17 protein-coding genes are annotated in these 18,251 nt (G+C 73.6%); 11 read left to right on the top strand and 6 right to left on the bottom strand.

Annotation, left to right across the window (positions count from 1 at the left end; genetic code table 11):
* The first annotated feature begins 81 nt into the window (after positions 1–81).
* Entirely contained in the window at positions 82–1,023 is a 942-nt protein-coding gene (locus AAT21_RS08500) for a DUF4097 family beta strand repeat-containing protein (RefSeq protein WP_046776112.1), read from the top strand.
* Position 1,024: 1 nt separating this feature from the next.
* Entirely contained in the window at positions 1,025–1,906 is an 882-nt protein-coding gene (locus tag AAT21_RS08505; protein WP_046776113.1) for a PadR family transcriptional regulator, read from the top strand.
* Positions 1,907–2,297: 391 nt separating this feature from the next.
* On the opposite strand, the gene AAT21_RS35245 is transcribed toward AAT21_RS08505, so the two are convergent.
* From AAT21_RS35245 to AAT21_RS08525, 3 genes are all read right to left on the bottom strand, one after another.
* Positions 2,298–2,453, bottom strand: coding sequence for a Clp protease N-terminal domain-containing protein (locus AAT21_RS35245; protein WP_079025515.1), 156 nt, complete (start codon positions 2,451–2,453; stop codon positions 2,298–2,300).
* Positions 2,450–3,412 (bottom strand): zinc-binding dehydrogenase, encoded by a 963-nt coding sequence (locus tag AAT21_RS08515; protein WP_046776114.1) that lies wholly within the window; start codon positions 3,410–3,412, stop codon positions 2,450–2,452. Before AAT21_RS08515 ends, AAT21_RS35245 begins: the two co-directional genes overlap by 4 nt.
* Before the next feature lie 243 nt (positions 3,413–3,655).
* The gene (locus tag AAT21_RS08525) at positions 3,656–4,858 is read right to left on the bottom strand and encodes an NAD(P)-dependent malic enzyme (RefSeq protein ID WP_046776116.1); all 1,203 of its coding nucleotides are present in this window, start codon (positions 4,856–4,858) and stop codon (positions 3,656–3,658) included.
* A 526-nt stretch (positions 4,859–5,384) separates the two neighbouring features.
* Here AAT21_RS08525 and AAT21_RS08530 point away from each other — a divergent pair.
* From AAT21_RS08530 to AAT21_RS08540, 3 genes are read left to right on the top strand one after another with little or no spacing between them, the layout of a single operon-like run.
* Positions 5,385–6,347 carry an ABC transporter substrate-binding protein gene (locus tag AAT21_RS08530; protein WP_046776117.1) on the top strand — a complete coding sequence of 321 codons (963 nt, stop codon included), beginning with the start codon at positions 5,385–5,387 and terminating at the stop codon, positions 6,345–6,347.
* Between the two features lie 39 nt (positions 6,348–6,386).
* Entirely contained in the window at positions 6,387–7,328 is a 942-nt protein-coding gene (locus AAT21_RS08535) for an amino acid ABC transporter permease (protein ID WP_046776118.1), read from the top strand.
* Positions 7,328–8,089 (top strand): amino acid ABC transporter ATP-binding protein, encoded by a 762-nt coding sequence (locus AAT21_RS08540; protein ID WP_030036769.1) that lies wholly within the window; start codon positions 7,328–7,330, stop codon positions 8,087–8,089. Before AAT21_RS08535 ends, AAT21_RS08540 begins: the two co-directional genes overlap by 1 nt.
* Before the next feature lie 105 nt (positions 8,090–8,194).
* Here the strand turns inward: AAT21_RS08540 and AAT21_RS08545 are convergent, their stop codons facing one another.
* Positions 8,195–8,986 (bottom strand): class I SAM-dependent methyltransferase, encoded by a 792-nt coding sequence (locus tag AAT21_RS08545; protein WP_046776119.1) that lies wholly within the window; start codon positions 8,984–8,986, stop codon positions 8,195–8,197.
* Between the two features lie 80 nt (positions 8,987–9,066).
* Here AAT21_RS08545 and AAT21_RS08550 point away from each other — a divergent pair, with 80 nt between their 5' ends.
* Complete coding sequence (locus tag AAT21_RS08550) at positions 9,067–9,696, top strand: CGNR zinc finger domain-containing protein (RefSeq protein ID WP_046776120.1); 630 nt, start codon at positions 9,067–9,069, stop codon at positions 9,694–9,696.
* Here the strand turns inward: AAT21_RS08550 and sodX are convergent.
* Positions 9,600–10,022: a nickel-type superoxide dismutase maturation protease gene (gene sodX / locus AAT21_RS08555; RefSeq protein WP_046776121.1), complete on the bottom strand. Its 423-nt coding sequence runs from the start codon at positions 10,020–10,022 to the stop codon at positions 9,600–9,602. The genes AAT21_RS08550 and sodX overlap by 97 nt on opposite strands.
* 171 nt (positions 10,023–10,193) lie before the next feature.
* Here sodX and sodN point away from each other — a divergent pair, with 171 nt between their 5' ends.
* Positions 10,194–10,589, top strand: a complete 396-nt coding sequence (gene sodN, locus AAT21_RS08560; protein ID WP_030036761.1) for a superoxide dismutase, Ni — start codon at positions 10,194–10,196, stop codon at positions 10,587–10,589.
* Positions 10,590–10,712: 123 nt separating this feature from the next.
* On the opposite strand, the gene AAT21_RS08565 is transcribed toward sodN, so the two are convergent.
* Positions 10,713–10,898 (bottom strand): DUF6104 family protein, encoded by a 186-nt coding sequence (locus AAT21_RS08565; RefSeq protein WP_010061466.1) that lies wholly within the window; start codon positions 10,896–10,898, stop codon positions 10,713–10,715.
* A gap of 176 nt (positions 10,899–11,074) precedes the next feature.
* Here AAT21_RS08565 and AAT21_RS08570 point away from each other — a divergent pair, with 176 nt between their 5' ends.
* The 4 genes from AAT21_RS08570 (at position 11,075) to fxsA (ending at position 18,029) form a co-directional block, all read left to right on the top strand.
* Positions 11,075–13,243 carry a VMAP-C domain-containing protein gene (locus AAT21_RS08570; RefSeq protein WP_046776122.1) on the top strand — a complete coding sequence of 723 codons (2,169 nt, stop codon included), beginning with the start codon at positions 11,075–11,077 and terminating at the stop codon, positions 13,241–13,243.
* A 41-nt stretch (positions 13,244–13,284) separates the two neighbouring features.
* A complete protein-coding gene (locus AAT21_RS08575; protein WP_046776123.1) occupies positions 13,285–14,331 on the top strand; it encodes an AAA family ATPase in 1,047 nt (348 codons plus the stop codon).
* Between the two features lie 6 nt (positions 14,332–14,337).
* Positions 14,338–17,736 (top strand): SAV_2336 N-terminal domain-related protein, encoded by a 3,399-nt coding sequence (locus AAT21_RS08580; RefSeq protein WP_052757695.1) that lies wholly within the window; start codon positions 14,338–14,340, stop codon positions 17,734–17,736.
* A 95-nt stretch (positions 17,737–17,831) separates the two neighbouring features.
* A complete protein-coding gene (fxsA, locus tag AAT21_RS08585; RefSeq protein ID WP_046776124.1) occupies positions 17,832–18,029 on the top strand; it encodes an FxSxx-COOH cyclophane-containing RiPP peptide in 198 nt (65 codons plus the stop codon).
* The last annotated feature ends 222 nt before the right edge of the window (positions 18,030–18,251 follow it).

The following is an 18,251-nucleotide window of genomic DNA, read 5'->3' on the forward strand; positions in this document are numbered from 1 at the left end:
CGATATATCGTGTTCCCCATAAGACGCGATATGTTGCGTGCGTCGAGCTCCGTCCGTGAACGCACGAGGAGGATCAGCACCATGTCAGAGCAGTCGTCCCAGCCGTCGCGGTCGACGTGGCACTTCGCCGAGCCGCAGAAGCTCACCTTCGAGGAGCCGGTCACCGAGCTCCGCGTGCGCGTCGTCAGCGGCACCGTCAACGTGGTCGCAGCCGAGGAGGGCCCGGCCCGCCTGGAGGTGACCGAGGTCGACGGCCCGCCCCTGTACGTCGTACAGGAGGACGGCGTCCTCACCGTCTCCTACGAGGACCTGCCCTGGAACGGCTCCCAGGGCCTCAAGGAGTGGTTCGAGGACAAGCCGTGGAAGGCCTGGTCCGGTTCCTCCTCCGGCCGCAAGGCGTGGGAGCGCCGCGCGGCCGTCACCCTCACCGTGCCCGCCGCCACCCGGGTCCACGTGGCCACGGTCGACGCCACCGCCTTCGTCTCCGGCATCTCGGCAGCCACCGACGTCAAGGGCGTCTCCGGCGACGCCACGCTGGTCGGGCTCTCCGGCCGGGTCAAGGCGCACACCGTCTCCGGCAGCGTCGAGGCCCAGTCCGTCACCGGCGACTTCGGCTTCCACTCGGTCTCCGGCGGCCTGACCGTCGTCGACGGCGCGGGCGTGAACGTCCGCGCCGACTCGGTCAGCGGCGACATGCTGATCGACCTGGACCCCGGCCCGGCCGCCGAGCGGCCCGTGGACATCGCCCTGAACTCCGTCTCCGGCCAGGTCGCGATCCGCCTCCCGCACCCCGCCGACGCCCGCGTCGAGGCCAACACCGCCACCGGCGGCGTCTCCAACGCCTTCGAGGACCTGCGGGTCTCCGGCCGGCTCGGCGCCAAGCGGATCACCGGCACGCTCGGCTCGGGCGCCGGCACCCTGCGGGCCACCACGGTCTCCGGCGCCATCGCGCTGCTGCGCCGCCCGCAGGCGGACGCCGACGCCCCCGCCGCCCCGCTCCCGCTCGACAAGAAGGTGCTCTGACATGCCGCCCGTCTTCGCCCACGGCCGCCTCCGCCTCTACCTCCTCAAGCTGCTGGACGAGGCCCCGCGCCACGGGTACGAGGTGATCCGCCTGCTGGAGGAGCGTTTCCAGGGCCTGTACGCCCCCTCCGCCGGCACGGTCTACCCGCGCCTGTCCAAGCTGGAGGCGGAGGGCCTGGTCACGCACGCGACCGAAGGCGGGCGCAAGGTGTACTCCATCACCGAGGCGGGCCGCGCCGAACTCGCCGACCGCAGCGGCGAACTGGCCGACCTGGAGCTGGAGATCCGCGACTCGGTCACCGAACTGGCCGCCGAGATCCGCAGCGACGTCCGGGGCGCGGCGGGTGACCTGCGGCGCGAGATGCGGGCGGCCGCCACCGCGTCGGCGGCCCAGGTGGGCGAGGAGGACTCCTGGAAGGCGGCCAAGGAGGAGCTGCGCAAGGCCAGGCAGGAATGGAAGGAGCAGGCCCGCCGGGCGAAGGACGAGAGCCGTCGTGCCCGCGAGGAGGCGCAGGCGGCCCGCCGCCAGGCCAAGGAGGCGCAGGACCGGGCCCGCGAGGAGGTTCAGCGGATCGCGGGCCAGCTCCAGGAGCAGTTCGCCAGGTCCGGCGGTGTCCTGGGCAGCCTGGCCGGCGCCTGGCTGGGCGGAACGGCTGCGGCCCCGGCCGACGCCGCTGCCGATGCCGCTCCTGGCTGGGCCGCGGACCTGGCGCCGACCGGTGACCCGGCCCGCGACCTGGACCGGCTGCTGGACCGCTTCCGCGACGAGGTACGGGACGCGGCGCGGGACCGCGGGGTGTCCGCGGCCCAGGTGGCCGAGGCCCGCGACCACCTCGCGGCGGCCGGCGCCCGGCTGGCAGCCACGTTCACCCCCAGGCCGTAGCCCACCGCCCGAGCCCTGCCCCGCGCCTCGAACGCCGGCGAGGCCGGATGGTGCGGGGCGAGGCCGGATGGTGCGGCGGGGCTGAACGGCGCCCAGTCGGGCGGAATGCCGGCCGACGGGGTTGGCCGGTGGGCCGAAAAGAGGCGGGCGGCGGCCGGTCCGGGTTGGCCGGGTGTGGGGCGGGGTGTCCCCGCAGGGCGCCGAACGGGTGCCGCCCGACTTTCCACTCCGCCCGCCAGGTTCGGCGCCCGAGGAGATACCCAGGCACGCGCCCGGCCCCGCCCGCGCTCTCACCCGCCGCCCGGCGACACCCTTCCCAGCCTGCGCGGGGTCCGGCGGCACCTCGCCCGGCGACACCCCGCCCCCCGCCACCCGCCGCGGGAGCGGTCCGTCAGCCGCGGGTCTCCGCCGTCGCGTAGGTGATGCCGTGGTCCGTCAGGACCTCGGCGACCGTGCCGGGGCGGGAGAGCAGGGCCAGCAGCAGGTGCAGGGTGCCGATGTGCTTGTCCTTGCGGCCCAGTGCGGCAGGCCGCCGGCAGGCCGTCACGGCTTCAGGACGATCTTGCCGAAGAGGTCGCCCGCCGCGAGCTTCTCGAACCCCTCGCGCGCCCGGTCCAGCGGCAGCACCTCGTCGATGACGGGCCGCAGCCCCGTCGTCGCGCAGAAGGCGAGGAGGTCCTCCAGCTCGTCCTTCGAGCCCATGGTCGAACCGACGACCTTCAGCTCCAGGAAGAAGATCCGGGTCAGCTCGGCGTGCGCCGGCCGGTCACCGCTCGTGGCGCCGGAGATCACCAGGGTGCCGCCGGGGCGCAGCGATTTCACCGAGTGGGACCAGGTGGCCGCACCCACGGTCTCGATCACCGCGTCCACCCGCTGCGGCAGCCGCGCACCCGGCTCGAACGCCTCCACCGCGCCGAGCTCCACGGCCCGCTTGCGCTTGGCCTCGTCCCGGCTGGTGGCGTAGACCCGCAGGCCGGCCGCCTTGCCGAGGGCGATCGCGGCGGTCGCGACACCGCCGCCGGCGCCCTGGACCAGGACGGAGTCCCCGGGGCGGACCCCGGCGTTGGTGAAGAGCATCCGGTACGCGGTCAGCCAGGCCGTCGGAAGGCAGGCGGCCTCCTCGAAGGACAGCTCGGCGGGCTTGCGCAGCACGTTCCAGGCGGGGACGGTCACCTGCTCGGCGAAGGTGCCCTGGTAGCGCTCGGTCAGGATCGAGCGGGGCTCGTCCGGGCCGACCCCGTGGCCGCTCTGGCCGATCACGGAGTGCAGGACGACCTCGTTGCCGTCCTGGTCGATCCCGGCCGCGTCGCAGCCGAGGATCATGGGGAGGCTCTCCTCCCCGATGCCGACCCCGCGCAGCGACCACAGGTCGTGGTGGTTGAGGGAGGCGGCCTTGACGTTCACGGTCACCCAGCCGGGCCGGGCCTGCGGGGCGGGGCGGTCGCCCAGCACAAGGCCGTTCAGCGGCTGGTCACGGTCGATTCGGGCGGCGTAGGCAGCGAACATGCCGCGACGCTACCGCTGGGTAGGGGCCTGGTTCCAGACCTCCCGCGACCGCACGGGTGAGGCCTTCGTCGCACCCGGCCCGGCCCTGGGGGCGACGGACGACGACGGACGGACCCCGTCCGAGCGCCGCGCCCACGCCGTCAGGGCCCGCGGGGCGGCGCCGCGCGAGCGGTCCGCGTACACGCGAAGAGGCCCGGCCGGAGGGATCCGGTCGGGCCTCTTCGCGTACCGCTCGGGTGCCGGTCAGGCCAGGCGGGCCACGCCGTCCGCCTTCGCGGCGGCGGCGACGGCCGCGGCGACGGCCTCCGCGACGCGCGCGTCGAACGGCGACGGGATCACGTAGTCGGCGGCGAGCTCGTCACCCACGACACCGGCGATGGCGTCGGCGGCGGCGATCTTCATGCCCTCGGTGATCCGGGTGGCGCGCACCTTGAAGGCGCCCGCGAAGATGCCCGGGAACGCGAGCACGTTGTTGATCTGGTTCGGGAAGTCCGAACGGCCCGTGGCCACGACCGCCGCGTACTTGTGCGCGACGTCCGGGTGGACCTCCGGGTTCGGGTTGGCCATGGCGAAGACGAACGCGTCCTTCGCCATCGTGGCCACCGCCTCCTCGGCGACGGATCCGCCGGAGACGCCGATGAACACGTCCGCGCCGGCCAGGGCCTGCTCCAGCGAGCCGGTCTGGCCCGTCTTGTTGGTCAGGCCCGCGATCTCCGCCTTGACGTCCGTCAGGTCGGAGCGGTCCGCGGAGACGACGCCCTTGCGGTCCGTGACGCAGACGTCGCCGATGCCCGCGTCCACCAGGATCTTGGCGATGGCGATGCCCGCCGCGCCCGCGCCCGCGATCACGGCGCGCAGGTCGCCGAGGGTGCGGCCGGTGAGCTTGGCGGCGTTGCGCAGCGCGGCCAGCGTGACGATGGCCGTGCCGTGCTGGTCGTCGTGGAAGATCGGGATGTCCAGCGCCTCCTGGAGGCGCCGCTCGATCTCGAAGCAGCGGGGGGCGGAGATGTCCTCCAGGTTGACCCCGCCGAAGGACGGCGCCAGACGGATGACCGTCTCGACGATCTCGTCCGTGTCCTTGGTGGCGAGCGCGATCGGGACCGCGTCCACACCACCGAACTGCTTGAAGAGGATGGCCTTGCCCTCCATCACGGGGAGGGAGGCTTCCGGGCCGATGTCACCGAGACCGAGCACGGCCGTACCGTCGGTGACGACGGCGACCACGTTGGACTTCCAGGTGTACTCGTTGACCAGCTCCGGCTCCTCGGCGATGGCGGTGCACACCTTCGCCACGCCCGGGGTGTACGCCAGGGACAGGTCGTCCTTGTCGTTGACCGGAACCGTGGCCTGGATGGCCATCTTGCCGCCCCGGTGCAGTGCGAACACCGCGTCGGGGTTGTTGTCCGTCGCACTGTCGCTGCGAGGGTTGACGATCTCCGCTGCCACTTCGTGTGACCCCTTAATTCCTTATGTTCGTTGAGGGTGGCCACTCCTGGTTAAGGGGTGGGCGGGCACCGCGTCCGTACTCCGCATCGACGGTTGGCCCGTCTCCGCGAAGGGGAGGTTCGTACGCGCGGGCGCGCCGCACGCGCGCCCTGAGCCCCGGATGAGGGGTGTAAGGATCTGTTCTACCCGAAGAACACTCGCTCAGACGAGTCGATTCCAGCTCAACCGTAGGTCAACTGCCCGCCTTTTGGCGAAAAGTCCAAACCTTGCCGTCCGATGGGCGAGACGCCCCGGAGAAACTGCGCCCAAAAGGCCTGGTCACAGCAGTATCTGCGGCATCGAACCCCCTTGCCCGCAGTCCTGTTGGCCTACCCGGGTCGCCCGTTATGCGATTTTGACCTGACGGGCAGCCTGAATGTCTCAGTCCGAATGGCAAGATGCCGTAATCACACAAGGTCGCGACACTCGATGGTGCGTGTCCGACCGTTTTTCGATGCTTTTCCACCCCTGCCGGAGGAACGAAGCCATGACCGCTAGCACCACCCGTCGTACGACCGCCGCCCGGTCCCGGATCGCCGCGGTCGGCGCGATCGCGGTCGCCGGCGCCCTGATCCTCACCGGCTGTGGCGACCAGACCGACAAGGCGTCCTCCACTCCGTCGGGTGCGGCGAACAACAGCAGCGCGCCGCTCTTCTCGAAGCTCCCGAAGAAGATCCAGGACGCCGGTGTCATCAAGGTCGGCACCGACGCGACCTACGCCCCGATGGAGTTCACCGAGGGTGGCAAGATCGTCGGCGTCGACCCCGACATCGCGGCGGCCCTGAGCAAGCAGCTCGGCGTCCAGTTCAAGTTCGAGTCGGGCACCTTCGACACGCTGATCGGCAGCATGCAGACCGGCCGCAGCGACCTGGTCATGTCCTCCCTCACCGACACCAAGGCCCGCCAGGAGGGCCTGGACGACAAGGGCGCCAAGACCGGTGCGGGCGTCGACTTCGTCGACTACTTCTCCGCCTCGACCGGCATCCTGGTCAAGAAGGGCAACCCGCAGGGCATCAAGACCCTCGACGACCTGTGCGGCAAGACGGTCGCCGTCCAGCGCGGCACCACCTACGAGGAGTCCGCCAAGACCCAGGCCGAGAAGTGCAAGACGGACGGCAAGGGCGAGCTCAAGGTCGAGTCCTTCCCGACCGACGCCGAGGCCCAGACCCGCGTGAAGGCCGGCGGCGCCGCCGCTGACCTGAACGACTCCCCGGTCGCCGCGTACATCGCGCAGACCGCCGGCGGCGGCAACGACTTCGAGGCCATCGCCAACCCGACCGACGCCGGCCTCTTCGGCATCGCGGTGGACAAGAAGAACACCGAGCTGCGCGACGCGCTCAAGGAAGCCCTGGACGCGATCATCAAGGACGGCACCTACAAGGCCGCCCTGGACAAGTGGAACGCCGGCTCCGGCGCCGTCACCGAGGCCAAGATCAACGCCGGTTCCTGACCTCCGCGTACCACCGCAGCACACTGAAGGGCAGTCACTGTGACTGACAAGCTCGACAAGGGCCCGGGCCCGGCGGACACCCCGCCGGCCGGGGCCCTCCCCCCCGAGGCGATCCGTGCCATCCCGGTCCGCCACTACGGCCGCTGGATCAGTGCCGTGGTCGTCATCGGCCTGGTCGTGGCGCTCATCATCGCCTTCTCCCAGGGCAACGTCCGCTGGGCGACCGTGCCGGAGAAGCTGTTCGACCCCTCGATCCTGCGAGGCGTCGTCAACACGATCTGGATCAGCGTCACCGCGATGGCCCTGGGTCTGGCGCTCGGCGTCCTCTTCGCCGTCATGCGCCTGTCCAAGAACCCGGTGACCAGCACCATCGCCTGGTTCTACATCTGGCTCTTCCGCGGCACCCCGGTGTACGTGCAGCTCCTCATCTGGTTCAACCTCGCCCTGATCTTCCCGATCCTGAACCTCGGGTTCTACAAGGACGAGATGACCCAGGTCATGACGCCGTTCCTGGCCGCCCTGCTGGGCCTCGGCCTCAACGAGGGCGCGTACATGGCGGAGATCGTCCGCGCCGGCATCCAGTCCGTCGACGAGGGCCAGACCGAGGCCTCGCACGCGCTGGGCATGACCCGGACGCAGACCATGCGCCGTGTCGTCCTGCCGCAGGCCATGCGGGTGATCGTGCCTCCGACGGGCAACGAGTTCATCAACATGCTCAAGACGTCGTCGCTCGTCGTCGCCGTGCAGTACTTCGACCTGCTGCGCGCCGCGCAGGACATCGCCTCCACCTCGTTCGCGGTCATGGAGATGTTCTTCGTTGCCTCGATCTGGTACCTCGCGCTGACCAGCGTGTTCAGCGTCGGCCAGTACTACCTGGAGCGCCGCTACGCCCGTGGCGCGCTCCGCACCCTGCCGCCCACGCCGCTGCAGAAGATCAAGGCGAAGCTGTCCAGCTTCTCGAACAGCAAGGCGGTGGCCTGATGACTGCCATGGTGAAGGCCGAAGGCGTCCACAAGTCCTACGGCGCGGCGCACATCCTCAAGGGCATCGACCTGGAGGTCGCCCCGCGTGAGGTGTTCTGCCTGGTCGGCCCGTCCGGCTCCGGCAAGTCGACCTTCCTGCGGTGCATCAACCACCTGGAGCAGATCAACGCCGGACGGCTCTACGTCGACGGGGACCTCGTCGGCTACCGCCAGAAGGGCGACAAGCTCTACGAGCTGAAGGACAGCGAGGTCGCGGCGCAGCGCCGGGACATCGGCATGGTCTTCCAGCGCTTCAACCTGTTCCCGCACATGACGGCCATTGAGAACGTCATGGAAGCGCCGGTCATGGTGAAGGGCGAGTCCAAGGCGGTGGCGCGCGAGCGTGCCATCCGCCTCCTGGACCGGGTGGGCCTCGGCGAGAAGGGCGGGAACTACCCCTCCCAGCTCTCCGGCGGTCAGCAGCAGCGCGTGGCGATCGCCCGCGCACTCGCCATGGAGCCGAAGCTGATGCTCTTCGACGAGCCCACCTCGGCCCTCGACCCTGAGCTGGTCGGTGACGTCCTGGACGTCATGCGGGACCTCGCCGAGTCGGGCATGACCATGATCGTCGTCACCCACGAGATGGGCTTCGCCCGCGAGGTCGGTGACAACCTCGTCTTCATGGACGGCGGCGTCGTGGTCGAGTCGGGTCACCCCCGCGACGTGCTCGGCAACCCCCAGCACGACCGGACGAAGGCCTTCCTTTCCAAGGTGCTGTAGCGGCGGCGCAGGGCGCCGCACGCGGACACGACCGAGGGGCGGTACGGGAATCCGTACCGCCCCTCGGTCGTGCCGCGCCCTGGGTCCGCCCCCGTTCCGGATTCCCTACTTCAGACCTAGGACCAGGGCGTCCGAGGGCGAGCGCCAGACCGTACGGGCCTCCGCGAAGCCCGCGGCGCGCAGCGTCTCGGCGTGCCAGGCCGCGGAGGGGGTGTCGCCGTCGGCGTGCTCCCCGTAGATCTCGAAGCGGCGGGCGGTGGGCTCGGCCAGCGCCGGGTCGGCGGCGGCCAGGGCCCACCACTCGCGCCAGTCGACCGCCCCGGCGGCCCTGGCCCGGTCCATGCCGGCGTGCCGGTGGGCGCGCTCGGCGGCGTTGATGCGCGGCGTGGCCGGGTCGGGCATGTGGTCGGCGTTCAGGAACGCCCCGCCGGGCACCAGCAGCGGGGTGAGCTGCCCGTACAGCACGGCCAGCTCCTCGCTGTGCAGCCAGTGCAGGGCGGTGGCGGTCAGGATGACGTCGTAGGTGGCGTGGGGGAGGGCCGCGTGCCAGGCGGGGTCCTTGAGGTCGGCGGTCACGAAGGAGACGCGCGCGTCCCCGGAGAAGTGGCCCCGGGCGATGGTCAGCAGCGCGGGGTCGAGATCGACGCCCGTGCTGGTGGCTCCCGGGAACCGCTTGAGGACGCGGTCCGTAATACTTCCCGTACCGCATGCGAGATCCAGCACCCGGGGGGTGGGTCCCACCAGTGCCTCGACCATGTCCAGCATCACCCGGAACCGCTCCTCGCGGTCGGGCATGTACCACTCCTGCTGGCGGTCCCAGCTGTCCTGCCAGGCCTGCCAGTCGGTGCCGGGCCGTCCCGTGCCGGTCGTGTCCGCCGTGTCCGTCGCATCAGCCATCCCGAACCCCTCCCTACGTAATACTCTCGAAGACGTCTCAGCTGTTACGAGACATTAATCCGCAGCCGTAAGGACTACAAGTGGAACTGGCCCATTACTCGGACTTCGCCGTGCGCCTGGTCAACACCGAGGAGCCGGCCCGCAACAAGGACGCGCTCACTTCGGTGGACGCCGTCCGCGCCCTGTTCGGCGACAGCCAGCAGATGGCACGCCGCGTCACGGACACCGACGTCACCCGCTTCCGCAACGTCCGCGGCCGGCTGCGGGCCGTCTTCGAGGCCGCCGACGGCGGCGACGAAGTCCTCGCCGTCGACCTGCTGAACTCGCTGCTCATGGAGTTCCCCGTCAGCCCGCAGGTCTCCGGCCACCAGACCCTCGACGAGACCGGACGCCCCGACTGGCACATCCACCTCGCCGACCACCCCTCGAACGCCTCCGCCGGCTACGCCGCCATCGCCTCCTTCGGCCTGGCCTTCCACCTCACCGAGCACGGCCCCGACCGCCTCGGCCTGTGCCAGGCCACGCCCTGCCGCAACGCCTACCTCGACACCTCCACCAACCGCTCCCGGCGCTACTGCTCCGACCGCTGCGCCACCCGCGCGAACGTCGCCGCCTACCGCGCCCGCAAGCGGCTGGAGGCCGAGGAGTCGGCGCGCAGCACGCGCAGCGACGAGGCCGCCCAGGACAACCGGGCCCTCAGCGAGCACTGACCCTCCTCGCGCGGCCTGAAACGCAGCACCGCCGTCGCCAGCACCAGCTCGGCGGGCACCGGCCCATAGACGGTGCTGTCGCCGGTCTCGTTGAACGGGTTGTCGCCCAGCACCCACCACGAGCCGCCGGGGCGCCGCTCGACCGCGCGTTTGACCACGAGCAGGTCCTGCTGGAACGGGTGGCGCAGCACCACGACGGCACCCGGCCGGACGGCGGCCCCGTAACGGACCACGAGCCGGTCGCCGTCCAGCAGCGTGGGCACCATCGACGGGCCCGTCACCTCCACCACCTCGAACCGCTTGCGCGGGCGGGCGCTCTCCACCATGCGTGTCCTCCTCGTCACTCCCGCATGCTGCCGCACGGCCCCGTACATTCGCTCACCGGTCCGGCCGTGACCCTGGACTTTTGTCCTAAGCCCATGGGGGCGCCCGCGAAATCCGGTTCTCCAGCGAGTAATGTCCCCCTTGAGAAGACGATCACGAGGAGGACAAACTCCATGCTTTCCCGCCTCTTCGCCCCCAAGGCGAAGGTCTCCGCCCACTGCGACCTGCCGTGCGGCGTGTACGACCCTGCCCAGGCCCGCATCGAGGCCGAGTCCGTCAAGGCCGTGCAGGAGAAGTACCAGGCCAACGACGACGCCGACTTCCGCGCGCGCGCCATCACCATCAAGGAGCAGCGCGCCGAGCTCGCCAAGCACCACGTCTCGGTGCTGTGGAGCGACTACTTCAAGCCGCCGCACTTCGAGAAGTACCCGCAGCTGCACACCCTGGTCAACGACACCCTGAAGGCCCTCTCGGCCGCCAAGGCGTCGAACGACCCGGCGACCGGCCAGAAGGCCCTCGACCTCATCGCCGAGATCGACCGCATCTTCTGGGAGACCAAGGCCGCCTGAGCCTTCGCACCCCGCGCAGAGGGGCCCGTCCGCAGCAGCGGACGGGCCCCTCTCGCGTCTTCCGTCGGCGACCTCACGGCCGGCACCCGGCGGACGTCACCGATCCGGCCGGACCACTCGTCACTACTCGTCCTCGTCGTCCTCGTCGTCCAGCCGGGCCAGCCAGGTGGCCAGGCGCTCCACCGGGACCTCGAAGTCCGGGTTCAGGTCGACGAAGGTGCGCAGCTGCTCGGCGAGCCACTCGAAGGTGACCTCCTCCTCGCCGCGCCGCTTCTCCAGCTCCTCGATGCCGCGATCGGTGAAGTACAAGTCGGGCTCCGTGCCGTGATGGGGAAGTGGATGGGGATGTCGATAGGCACGTCGATATGGATGTCGACGTGCAGGGAACGTTTCCCGCCAGGATAATCCGCGGCGGCCGCGAGACCTCCCGTCGCCGGCCCCGCCGACGCTAGCCTGGACGTCCGACGAGCGGGCGGGGGGCGTGGATGACCGACGGGCGCACGACCGGGACGGCGCGCGCCTTCGAGCTCCTCGAACCCCTCGTCCAAGCGGCGACGGTACGCGTCCACGCCCCGCCCGGCGGGTATGACAACCCCGGCAGCCATCGGACCGGTCCCACCTGGGGGAGCGGTTTCTTCATCGCCCCCGGCTGGGTCCTGACGTGCGCGCACGTGGTCGGCGAAGGGGGTGCCGCCGTGCGTCTGACAGGCCGCGAGGTCGGCATCACCTTCCACTCCGGCAGACCCCGCCCCGGCGGCCCCGGCGCGCCCGGCGCCGTCACCGGCACCGTCACCGGGCGCGTGGAGTGCGTACTGCCCGAGCGCCTGGAGGAGCGCCGGCCCGGCCGGCACGCCCTGTGGGACCTGCCCGACCTGGCCCTGATCAGGGTCCTGGCCCCCGTGTCGCACACCTGCGTCTGGCTCACCGACCGCTCCCGGCCCCGCTTCGACGAGGTCGCCTACTTCGGCTGCACCGAGGACCTCGGCACCCCCGAGATCACCGGCCGCACCACCCGGCTGCGCGGCACCGCCGGGAACGGCGCTGCCATCCGCCTCGCCGACGACGACGAGATCGACCCCGGCATGTCCGGCGGGCCCGTCGTGGACCTGGCCCGCGGGGAGGTCGTCGGCGTCGTCAAGGCCCGCCGGCACACCGGAGGCGGCGGACTCGCCGTCTCCGTCGTGCAGCTGCGCACCCTCCCGATGCCCGCCCGCGGCCAGACCGGGCTCTACCGGCGGATCATGCAGGCCCACGACCTGTACCACTACGACCAGCACCTCAGCGACCTCGACAACCGCCGCACCTGGACCGACCTGCACGGCGAACTCCCGCCGCAGGAGCACGACCCGTACGGTGGCCGCGGCCGGCTCACCCCCGGGGAGCGCACCACCCTGTGCGGACTCCTCGCCGAACTGCCCCCGCCCAGCTCCTCCGAGGCCGTACGGGCCCTGGTCGAGGCCGTCCGCGGCGAGGAACCGGACCCGCAGCCCCCGGCCCCGCTGAGCTGGCGCGACGGGCTCGGGCTCCTGCACGACCCGCCGGGCGGGACGGGCGAGGCCGCGGCCATGCTCCGCTACGCGACCGACGTCAGCGTGGCCGAGTACCGCGAACCCCCGACACCCGGCGCCGACGAGGAACTGTGGGACTGGGTACGGGCCACCGCCGAACGGCTGTGGCGGCCGCTGCGCCGCGAACTGGGCGAGCGCCACGAGCGCGGCCTCGCCGAGCGGGAGCGCCGCCGCCGGGCCTCGGCCGGACGCACGGCGGGCGGCCCGGCCCGGCGCGCCGGGGGCCTGCCGCCCGGCGCCTCGGTCCTGCTGGAGGTGTGGGCGCACGGCTGGGAACACCTCTACGACTGGCGGGTCTCCGTCCTGGCGGGCCCGGCCCACCCCGGCCGGCTGACCCCCGTCGACTCGGGCGTACGGGCCACCGTGGCGGCGCTGCCCGAGCGGCTGCGGGCCCCGCTCGCCGAAGCCTTCCGGCGGTGCGACACCCACCTCGCGGCGGCCCTGCTCGAAGTGGCCGTGGCCCCCGAGCTGTTCGGGCTGGCGGTGGAGGACTGGGTGGTGGCCGGCGGCGTACCGCTCGGCGTGCAGCGGCCGGTGGTGCTGCGCCACCCCGGCGGCCCGGACTGCCACGTTTCCGGCGACCACCCCGGCGGTCCGGACACCCACGCCCCGGACACCCACCCTGCGGACCACGAGAGCAGCCGGGCCGCCGCGCGGTGGGCCCGGGTACAGGCGGGACCGCTCCAGGACGAACGGGCCGACTGCGCGGGCGGCCGGCCGCGCGCTCCCTCCGCCGCATGGCTGTCGGGCCTGCCCGACAACACCGTCCCCGTGCACTGCCGGGCCGCCGACCAGGAGCCCACGCTCGGATCGCTGCACGCCGTACGGGACGCCGGCTACGGGGTGGCCGTGACCCGCAGGCCGCCACCGGACCCCGGGGTGTCGTGCGCGCCGTTCCACCGCGGGCTGCGGGAGGAACTGGCCGACGCCGGCCGGGCGGAGGTACTGCCGGTACGGCTGCAGACGTTGCGGGGGCGGGCGTACGGGGCGGACCCCGACGCCTACTGGGCGGCCGGAGCGGGGCTGGTGTGGGAGGACCCGGCGCGGCCGCTGCCGGACGTCGAGCCGCTCCACGGCGACCTGTGACGGAGCCCGGCCCGCCGGATTCGAGGGAGGGAACACGCAGCATGAACGACGACTGGCTCATCTACCGCGGGGTCGGCGAACCCCACGACGGGATCGACGCCCTGCCCGACCCGCCGCCCTGGCGGAACTTCGACGGCGGGCCCGTCGTGGAGCCGGGCCCGGCCGCCGCGGCTGCCGAGGGCAACGTGGCCCGGCGGCTCGGCGCCCACCGGCAGGCCGCCGAACTGCACCGGCCGGAGCCGGAGGAGCTGGAGGCCGTCAACGCTGCCCTGTACCTGAGGCGGCCGCTGCTCGTGACCGGATTCCCCGGAACGGGGAAGTCCACCCTCGCGCACTCCGTCGCCCACGAGCTGAAGCTGGGGCGCGTCCTGCGCTGGCCGGTCGTGTCCCGGACCGTCCTCCAGGACGGGCTCTACCGCTACGACGCCCTCGCCCGCCTCCAGGACGTGCAGCTCGCGGCGGGCGGCGCGGCCGGCGGGACGGCGGCAGGCGGGGCGGCGCCGGGAACGCCCGCCGCGGTCCCCGGCATCGGCAAATACATCAGGCTGGGCCCCCTCGGCACCGCCCTGCTGCCCACCGCACGGCCCCGCGTGCTGCTCATAGACGAACTCGACAAGAGCGACATCGACCTCCCCAACGACCTCCTGAACGTCCTGGAGGAAGGCGAGTTCGCCCTCCCGGAGCTGGAGCGGGTCGCCGACACCGAGCCCGACGTCGAGGTGCTCACCGACGACGGGACCAAGGCGACCGTGCACGGCGGCCGGGTCCGCTGCCGGGCATTTCCCTTCATCATCCTGACCAGCAACGGAGAACGGGACTTCCCCGCAGCCCTGCTGAGACGCTGCATCCAGCTCAAACTCGGACAGCCCGGCGAGCGGCGGCTCGCCACCATGGTCCGCGCCCACCTCGGCGAGGAGGCCGCCCGCCTCGGCGGCGACCTCATCCGCGAGTTCCTGAGCCGCTCCCAGTCCGAACTGGTCGCCGCCGACCAGCTCCTCAACGCCGTCTACCTCACCCACTACGCCTCCCCGGCGACCCGGGAGGACCTCGCGGACCTGCTCATCCAGCGCCTCGACCGCCCGAGGTGACGCACCGTGCCCGAACCCGCCGCGCACGATCCCGCCATGCCCTCCTGCGCCGCGCCCTCCTGCGCCGGCCCGCCGCCCGCCGCGCCCGGTGTCCGTGAACTGGCCGCGCTGCTGCGGGCCGCCGGACTCGACCCGTCCGCCGAGGAACTCGCCGACGCCCTGTGGCTCGCCGGCCACATCCGCGGCCCCGGCCCCGCCCTGCCCGGTGCCCACCGGCCCGGCCCGGCGGCGGACCCCGAGGACCTGGCCGCGGAACCCGCCGAACCCGTACGGGCCGAGACGGACACCGAGGACCCGGTGCGGCTCTACGCACCCGGGGCGCACCACACCGGTGAGGCCGAGAGCGGGATACCGCCGGTGTCGCCCGAGGAGTACGGAGTCCCCGTACGCGTGCCCGGAGCCGCCGCCCTGCCCCGCATCCTCGACGTCCAGCGCGCCCTGCGCGCCCTCCAGCGGCACCGCCCGCCGGCCCCGCCCACCCGGCTGGTGCTCGACGAGAGCGCCACCGCCGACGCCAGCGCCCGCACCCTCGGCCTGCTCATCCCGGTGCTCCGCCCGGACCGCCGGCGCGAGGCGACCCTGCGGCTCGTGATGGACGCCTCCCCCTCGATGGCCGTCTGGCAGGACATGTTCGAGGAACTGCGCTCCGTCTGCGAGCGGCTGGGCGCCTTCCGGGACGTCCAGGTGCACTACCTGCACCGCCGCCCCGACGGCTCGGCGGCGCTCGGACGCGGCCCCGTCCCGGGCCCGGGGCTGCGCTCCGGGGACCAGCTGCGCGACCCCACCGGCCGCGCCCTGACCATGGTCGTCTCCGACTGCGCCGGGCCGCTCTGGCGCGAGGGGGCGGCGCAGCGGCTGCTGCACCGCTGGGCCGAGTGCACCCCGTGCATGGTGGTCCAGCCACTGCCGCAGCGGCTCTGGGGCCGCAGCTGGCTGCCGACCGAGCGGGGCACCCTCGCCCGGCTGGAGGGCGCCGGGCAGAAGCTGCGGTTCCGGCCGGACCGGCCGCCGCCGCCCGGGCGGTCCACGGGCGGACTCGCCGTGCCGGTGCTGCCGCCGAGCCCGACCGCCCTCGGGGCGTGGGCCCGGCTTGTCGCCGGTCTCGGCACCGGGCCGGTCGCCGCCGAGGTGGGCCGCGTACGGGCCGACCATCCCGCCGCGCCCGTCCCGCCGCCGCCCGCCGTCCGCCCGCCGCGCGAACTCGTGGCACGCTTCAGGTCCTCGGCCGCGCCCCGCGCCGTACAACTCGCCGTTTACCTGTCGGCGGCCCCGCTGACACTGCCCGTGATGCGGCTCGTGCAGCGCACGATGCTGCCCGACTCCGAACCGTCCGACCTGGCGGAGGTCCTGCTCAGCGGGCTGCTCCGACGCAGCGGACCGGGCCCCGGGCACTGGTACGCGTTCGTGCCCGGCGTGCAGGACGTCCTGCTCGGGCCGCTGGGACGGGACGAGGCCGCGCTGGTGCTCAAACACTGCTCGGAGTACGTACGGGCGCACTTCGGAGCGGGCGTACGCAACTTCCCCGCACTCGCGGTCGCACAGCTGACCGGCGTGGCGGCGACGGCGGCGGCCACCGAACCCGACGACGGGGAACGGCCCCCAGAGGGCCGGCTCCCGCAGGCCTTCGCACAGGTTTCGGCCAAAGTCGTACGGCGCTACCTGCCCGGGATGCCGCAGGACGGGCAGCCGGTACGCGCACCAGCGGCGGCCCCCCTGCTCGCCCGGGCCGGGGCGGTGCGCGCCGCCCGCGACCGGCTCGCGGACGCGGACGCCGCCGGCGACGCGGGCGCACGGGCCCTGCACGAGGCCGTGGCGGTCCTGCGGCGGGCCGTGACGGCCCCGGCCGGACCCGCGGACCCGCCGGAGGAGGCCGAGACGGAACTGGCGGGTGCCCTGCTGCGGCTGTGGGCGGCCGAACGCGACCCGGAGCTCCTCGCCGAGGCGGAGCGTGCCGTGACCGGGCTGCGGACCGCCACGGCGCGGGCGGTCCGCGGGCGGGTGCTGTACGAGCGGGCGCTCGCGGCCGGCCCGGACCCCGACCTGCTCGTGGCGGCGGACCGCGAGTTCGCGGCGGCGGCCGCGGCCGCCGCCACGGCCGAAGCGGAACTGCGGCGGGACTGCGCGGTACGGCGGGCCGAGACCCTGATCCGGCTCAGCGCGCTGCGTGAGGACCCGGGCGCGCTGCGCGAGGCCCGCGCGGCCCTCGAACCCCTGGCGGGCCCCGTGCCCGGCCCGGACCCCGTACCGGACGGGGAGCCCGGTGACCCGGACCCCGAGGCGTCCCCCGAGCCGGACGCGCCGCCCTCCGCCGAGGCGCACACCCCAGCGCCCCCCGAGGCGTCCCCGCGCCCGCACCCGGAGCTGCACCTGGCGCTCGGCCGGGTCCTGCTGGCCCTGCTGCCCCGCACCCCCGACCCGGCCGAGCGGGCCGCCCTGGCCGAACAGGCCGCGGCCCGCCTCGCGGTGGTCCTGGCCGGCCCGCCGGCCGGGGCGGGGGCCGGGAGTGCCCGGGTGCGCGTGGAGCTGGCCGACGCGCTGCGGCACCTGCCCCCGCGGCTGGAGGAAGCCGCCGGACAGCTGGCCACCGCCCTGGAGGAGACGGGCGGGGACCCGGAGCTGCGGGTGGCCGCCCTGCTGTGCCTGGCCCGGGTGCACCGCGAGCGGTACGCGCGTGACGCCGACCCGGCGGCGCTGGAGGAGGCGGCCGAGGCGTACGGCCGGGCCCGGCGGCTCGTGCCCCGCGACGGGGAGGCCTTCGGCGAACTCCTGCCCGAGTGGGGCGACGTACTCCTGGAGCGGGCCCGCGGCGCGGGCGGCCGCCGCTTCACCGGGGCGGCCGTACGCGTCCTGCGCGAGAGCCGGGCGGCGGTCCCGCAGTCCGACCCGGGAGCCGCGCACCGGCTGCTGCGGCTGGCCACCGGGCTGCGGCTGCGGCACGCGTACGAGAGGGACGCGGTGGACCTGCGGGAGGCCGAGTACCTGCTGGAACTGGCCGTCCGCAACAGCCGCGGCCCGCTGGAACGGGCTCGCGCCTGGCGGGACCACGGCGACGTGCAGCAGGAGATCCACGGCCACACGCGGGCCGCGGACCGCCTCGACCGGGCGGTCGAGTCCTACCGGCTGGCGTGGCGGGCCGCGCTGGAGGCGGACCGCGAGGGCCGTGACGACCATGAGGGCCGCGACGGCGACCACCGGGGCCTGCCCGGCCGCGAGGACACCGCGCTGCGGCTGGCCGCGCGCGTGCAGGAGGCCCGCGGGGAGGTGCTGGAGCGGCTCGCGCGACCCCGGGCCGCCCTGGAGGAGTACCGCTCGGCCCTGCAGCTCTGGAAGCGGATCGGCACCGACCCCGACGGCCGCTCCGAGGGGCTGCGCGCGCGGGTACGGGCCCTGGAGGCGGGGCCGTGACGGGCGGGCCGCTGTTTCCGCCGACCGGCCGGAGGGAAAGGGCAGTGGACCGTCCGGAAGCGGAGCGTGAGACGCGACAGGGGGAGCGGCGGCACATGGTGACGAAACGTCAGGACGTGGCGCCGGCCACCGCCCCGGGATGCCCGGGGCGACTGCCGGACCTCTCCGGGCTCGACCTGGCCGCCCTGCGCGGGATCGACCATCCCGTACTGGCCGAGGTGATCGAGGGCCTGGTGGAACGCGTGACCCACCCGGCGGAAGTCCTCAACGCGTTCGACTCCAGCGCGACCTGACCGCTGCGCTCGGCTTCGCCGGGGTTTCTGGGGCTCCGCGGCTCGGCTCCCGCCGGGGCTCCTGGGGCTCCGCCCCAGACCCCGCGCCTCAATCGCCGGCGAGGCTGGATTTGCCGGCCGGGAGTGCAGGGTTCGGCTCCCGCCGGGGTGGCCATCGTTCCGGCTGGGCGGTGGTGCAAGGGTGTGGGGCGGTGCCCCGCCGGAGTGTCTCCTCGGCTCGGC

Origin of the sequence: Streptomyces yangpuensis (assembly GCF_001005295.1) — a bacterium.
In the GTDB taxonomy this organism is placed as follows: Bacteria; Actinomycetota; Actinomycetes; order Streptomycetales; family Streptomycetaceae; genus Streptomyces; species Streptomyces yangpuensis.

Excerpts from the sequence above, each read along its gene's own strand:
- AAT21_RS08545 (WP_046776119.1), bottom strand. The coding sequence starts at position 8,986 with ATGGCTGATGCGACGGACACGGCGGACACGACCGGCACGGGACGGCCC.
- sodX (WP_046776121.1), bottom strand. The coding sequence starts at position 10,022 with ATGGTGGAGAGCGCCCGCCCGCGCAAGCGGTTCGAGGTGGTGGAGGTG.
- AAT21_RS08505 (WP_046776113.1), top strand. The coding sequence starts at position 1,025 with ATGCCGCCCGTCTTCGCCCACGGCCGCCTCCGCCTCTACCTCCTCAAG.
- AAT21_RS08530 (WP_046776117.1), top strand. The coding sequence starts at position 5,385 with ATGACCGCTAGCACCACCCGTCGTACGACCGCCGCCCGGTCCCGGATC.
- AAT21_RS08515 (WP_046776114.1), bottom strand. The coding sequence starts at position 3,412 with ATGTTCGCTGCCTACGCCGCCCGAATCGACCGTGACCAGCCGCTGAAC.
- AAT21_RS08570 (WP_046776122.1), top strand. The coding sequence starts at position 11,075 with ATGACCGACGGGCGCACGACCGGGACGGCGCGCGCCTTCGAGCTCCTC.
- AAT21_RS08540 (WP_030036769.1), top strand. The coding sequence starts at position 7,328 with ATGACTGCCATGGTGAAGGCCGAAGGCGTCCACAAGTCCTACGGCGCG.
- AAT21_RS08575 (WP_046776123.1), top strand. The coding sequence starts at position 13,285 with ATGAACGACGACTGGCTCATCTACCGCGGGGTCGGCGAACCCCACGAC.
- fxsA (WP_046776124.1), top strand. The coding sequence starts at position 17,832 with ATGGTGACGAAACGTCAGGACGTGGCGCCGGCCACCGCCCCGGGATGC.
- AAT21_RS08500 (WP_046776112.1), top strand. The coding sequence starts at position 82 with ATGTCAGAGCAGTCGTCCCAGCCGTCGCGGTCGACGTGGCACTTCGCC.
- sodN (WP_030036761.1), top strand. The coding sequence starts at position 10,194 with ATGCTTTCCCGCCTCTTCGCCCCCAAGGCGAAGGTCTCCGCCCACTGC.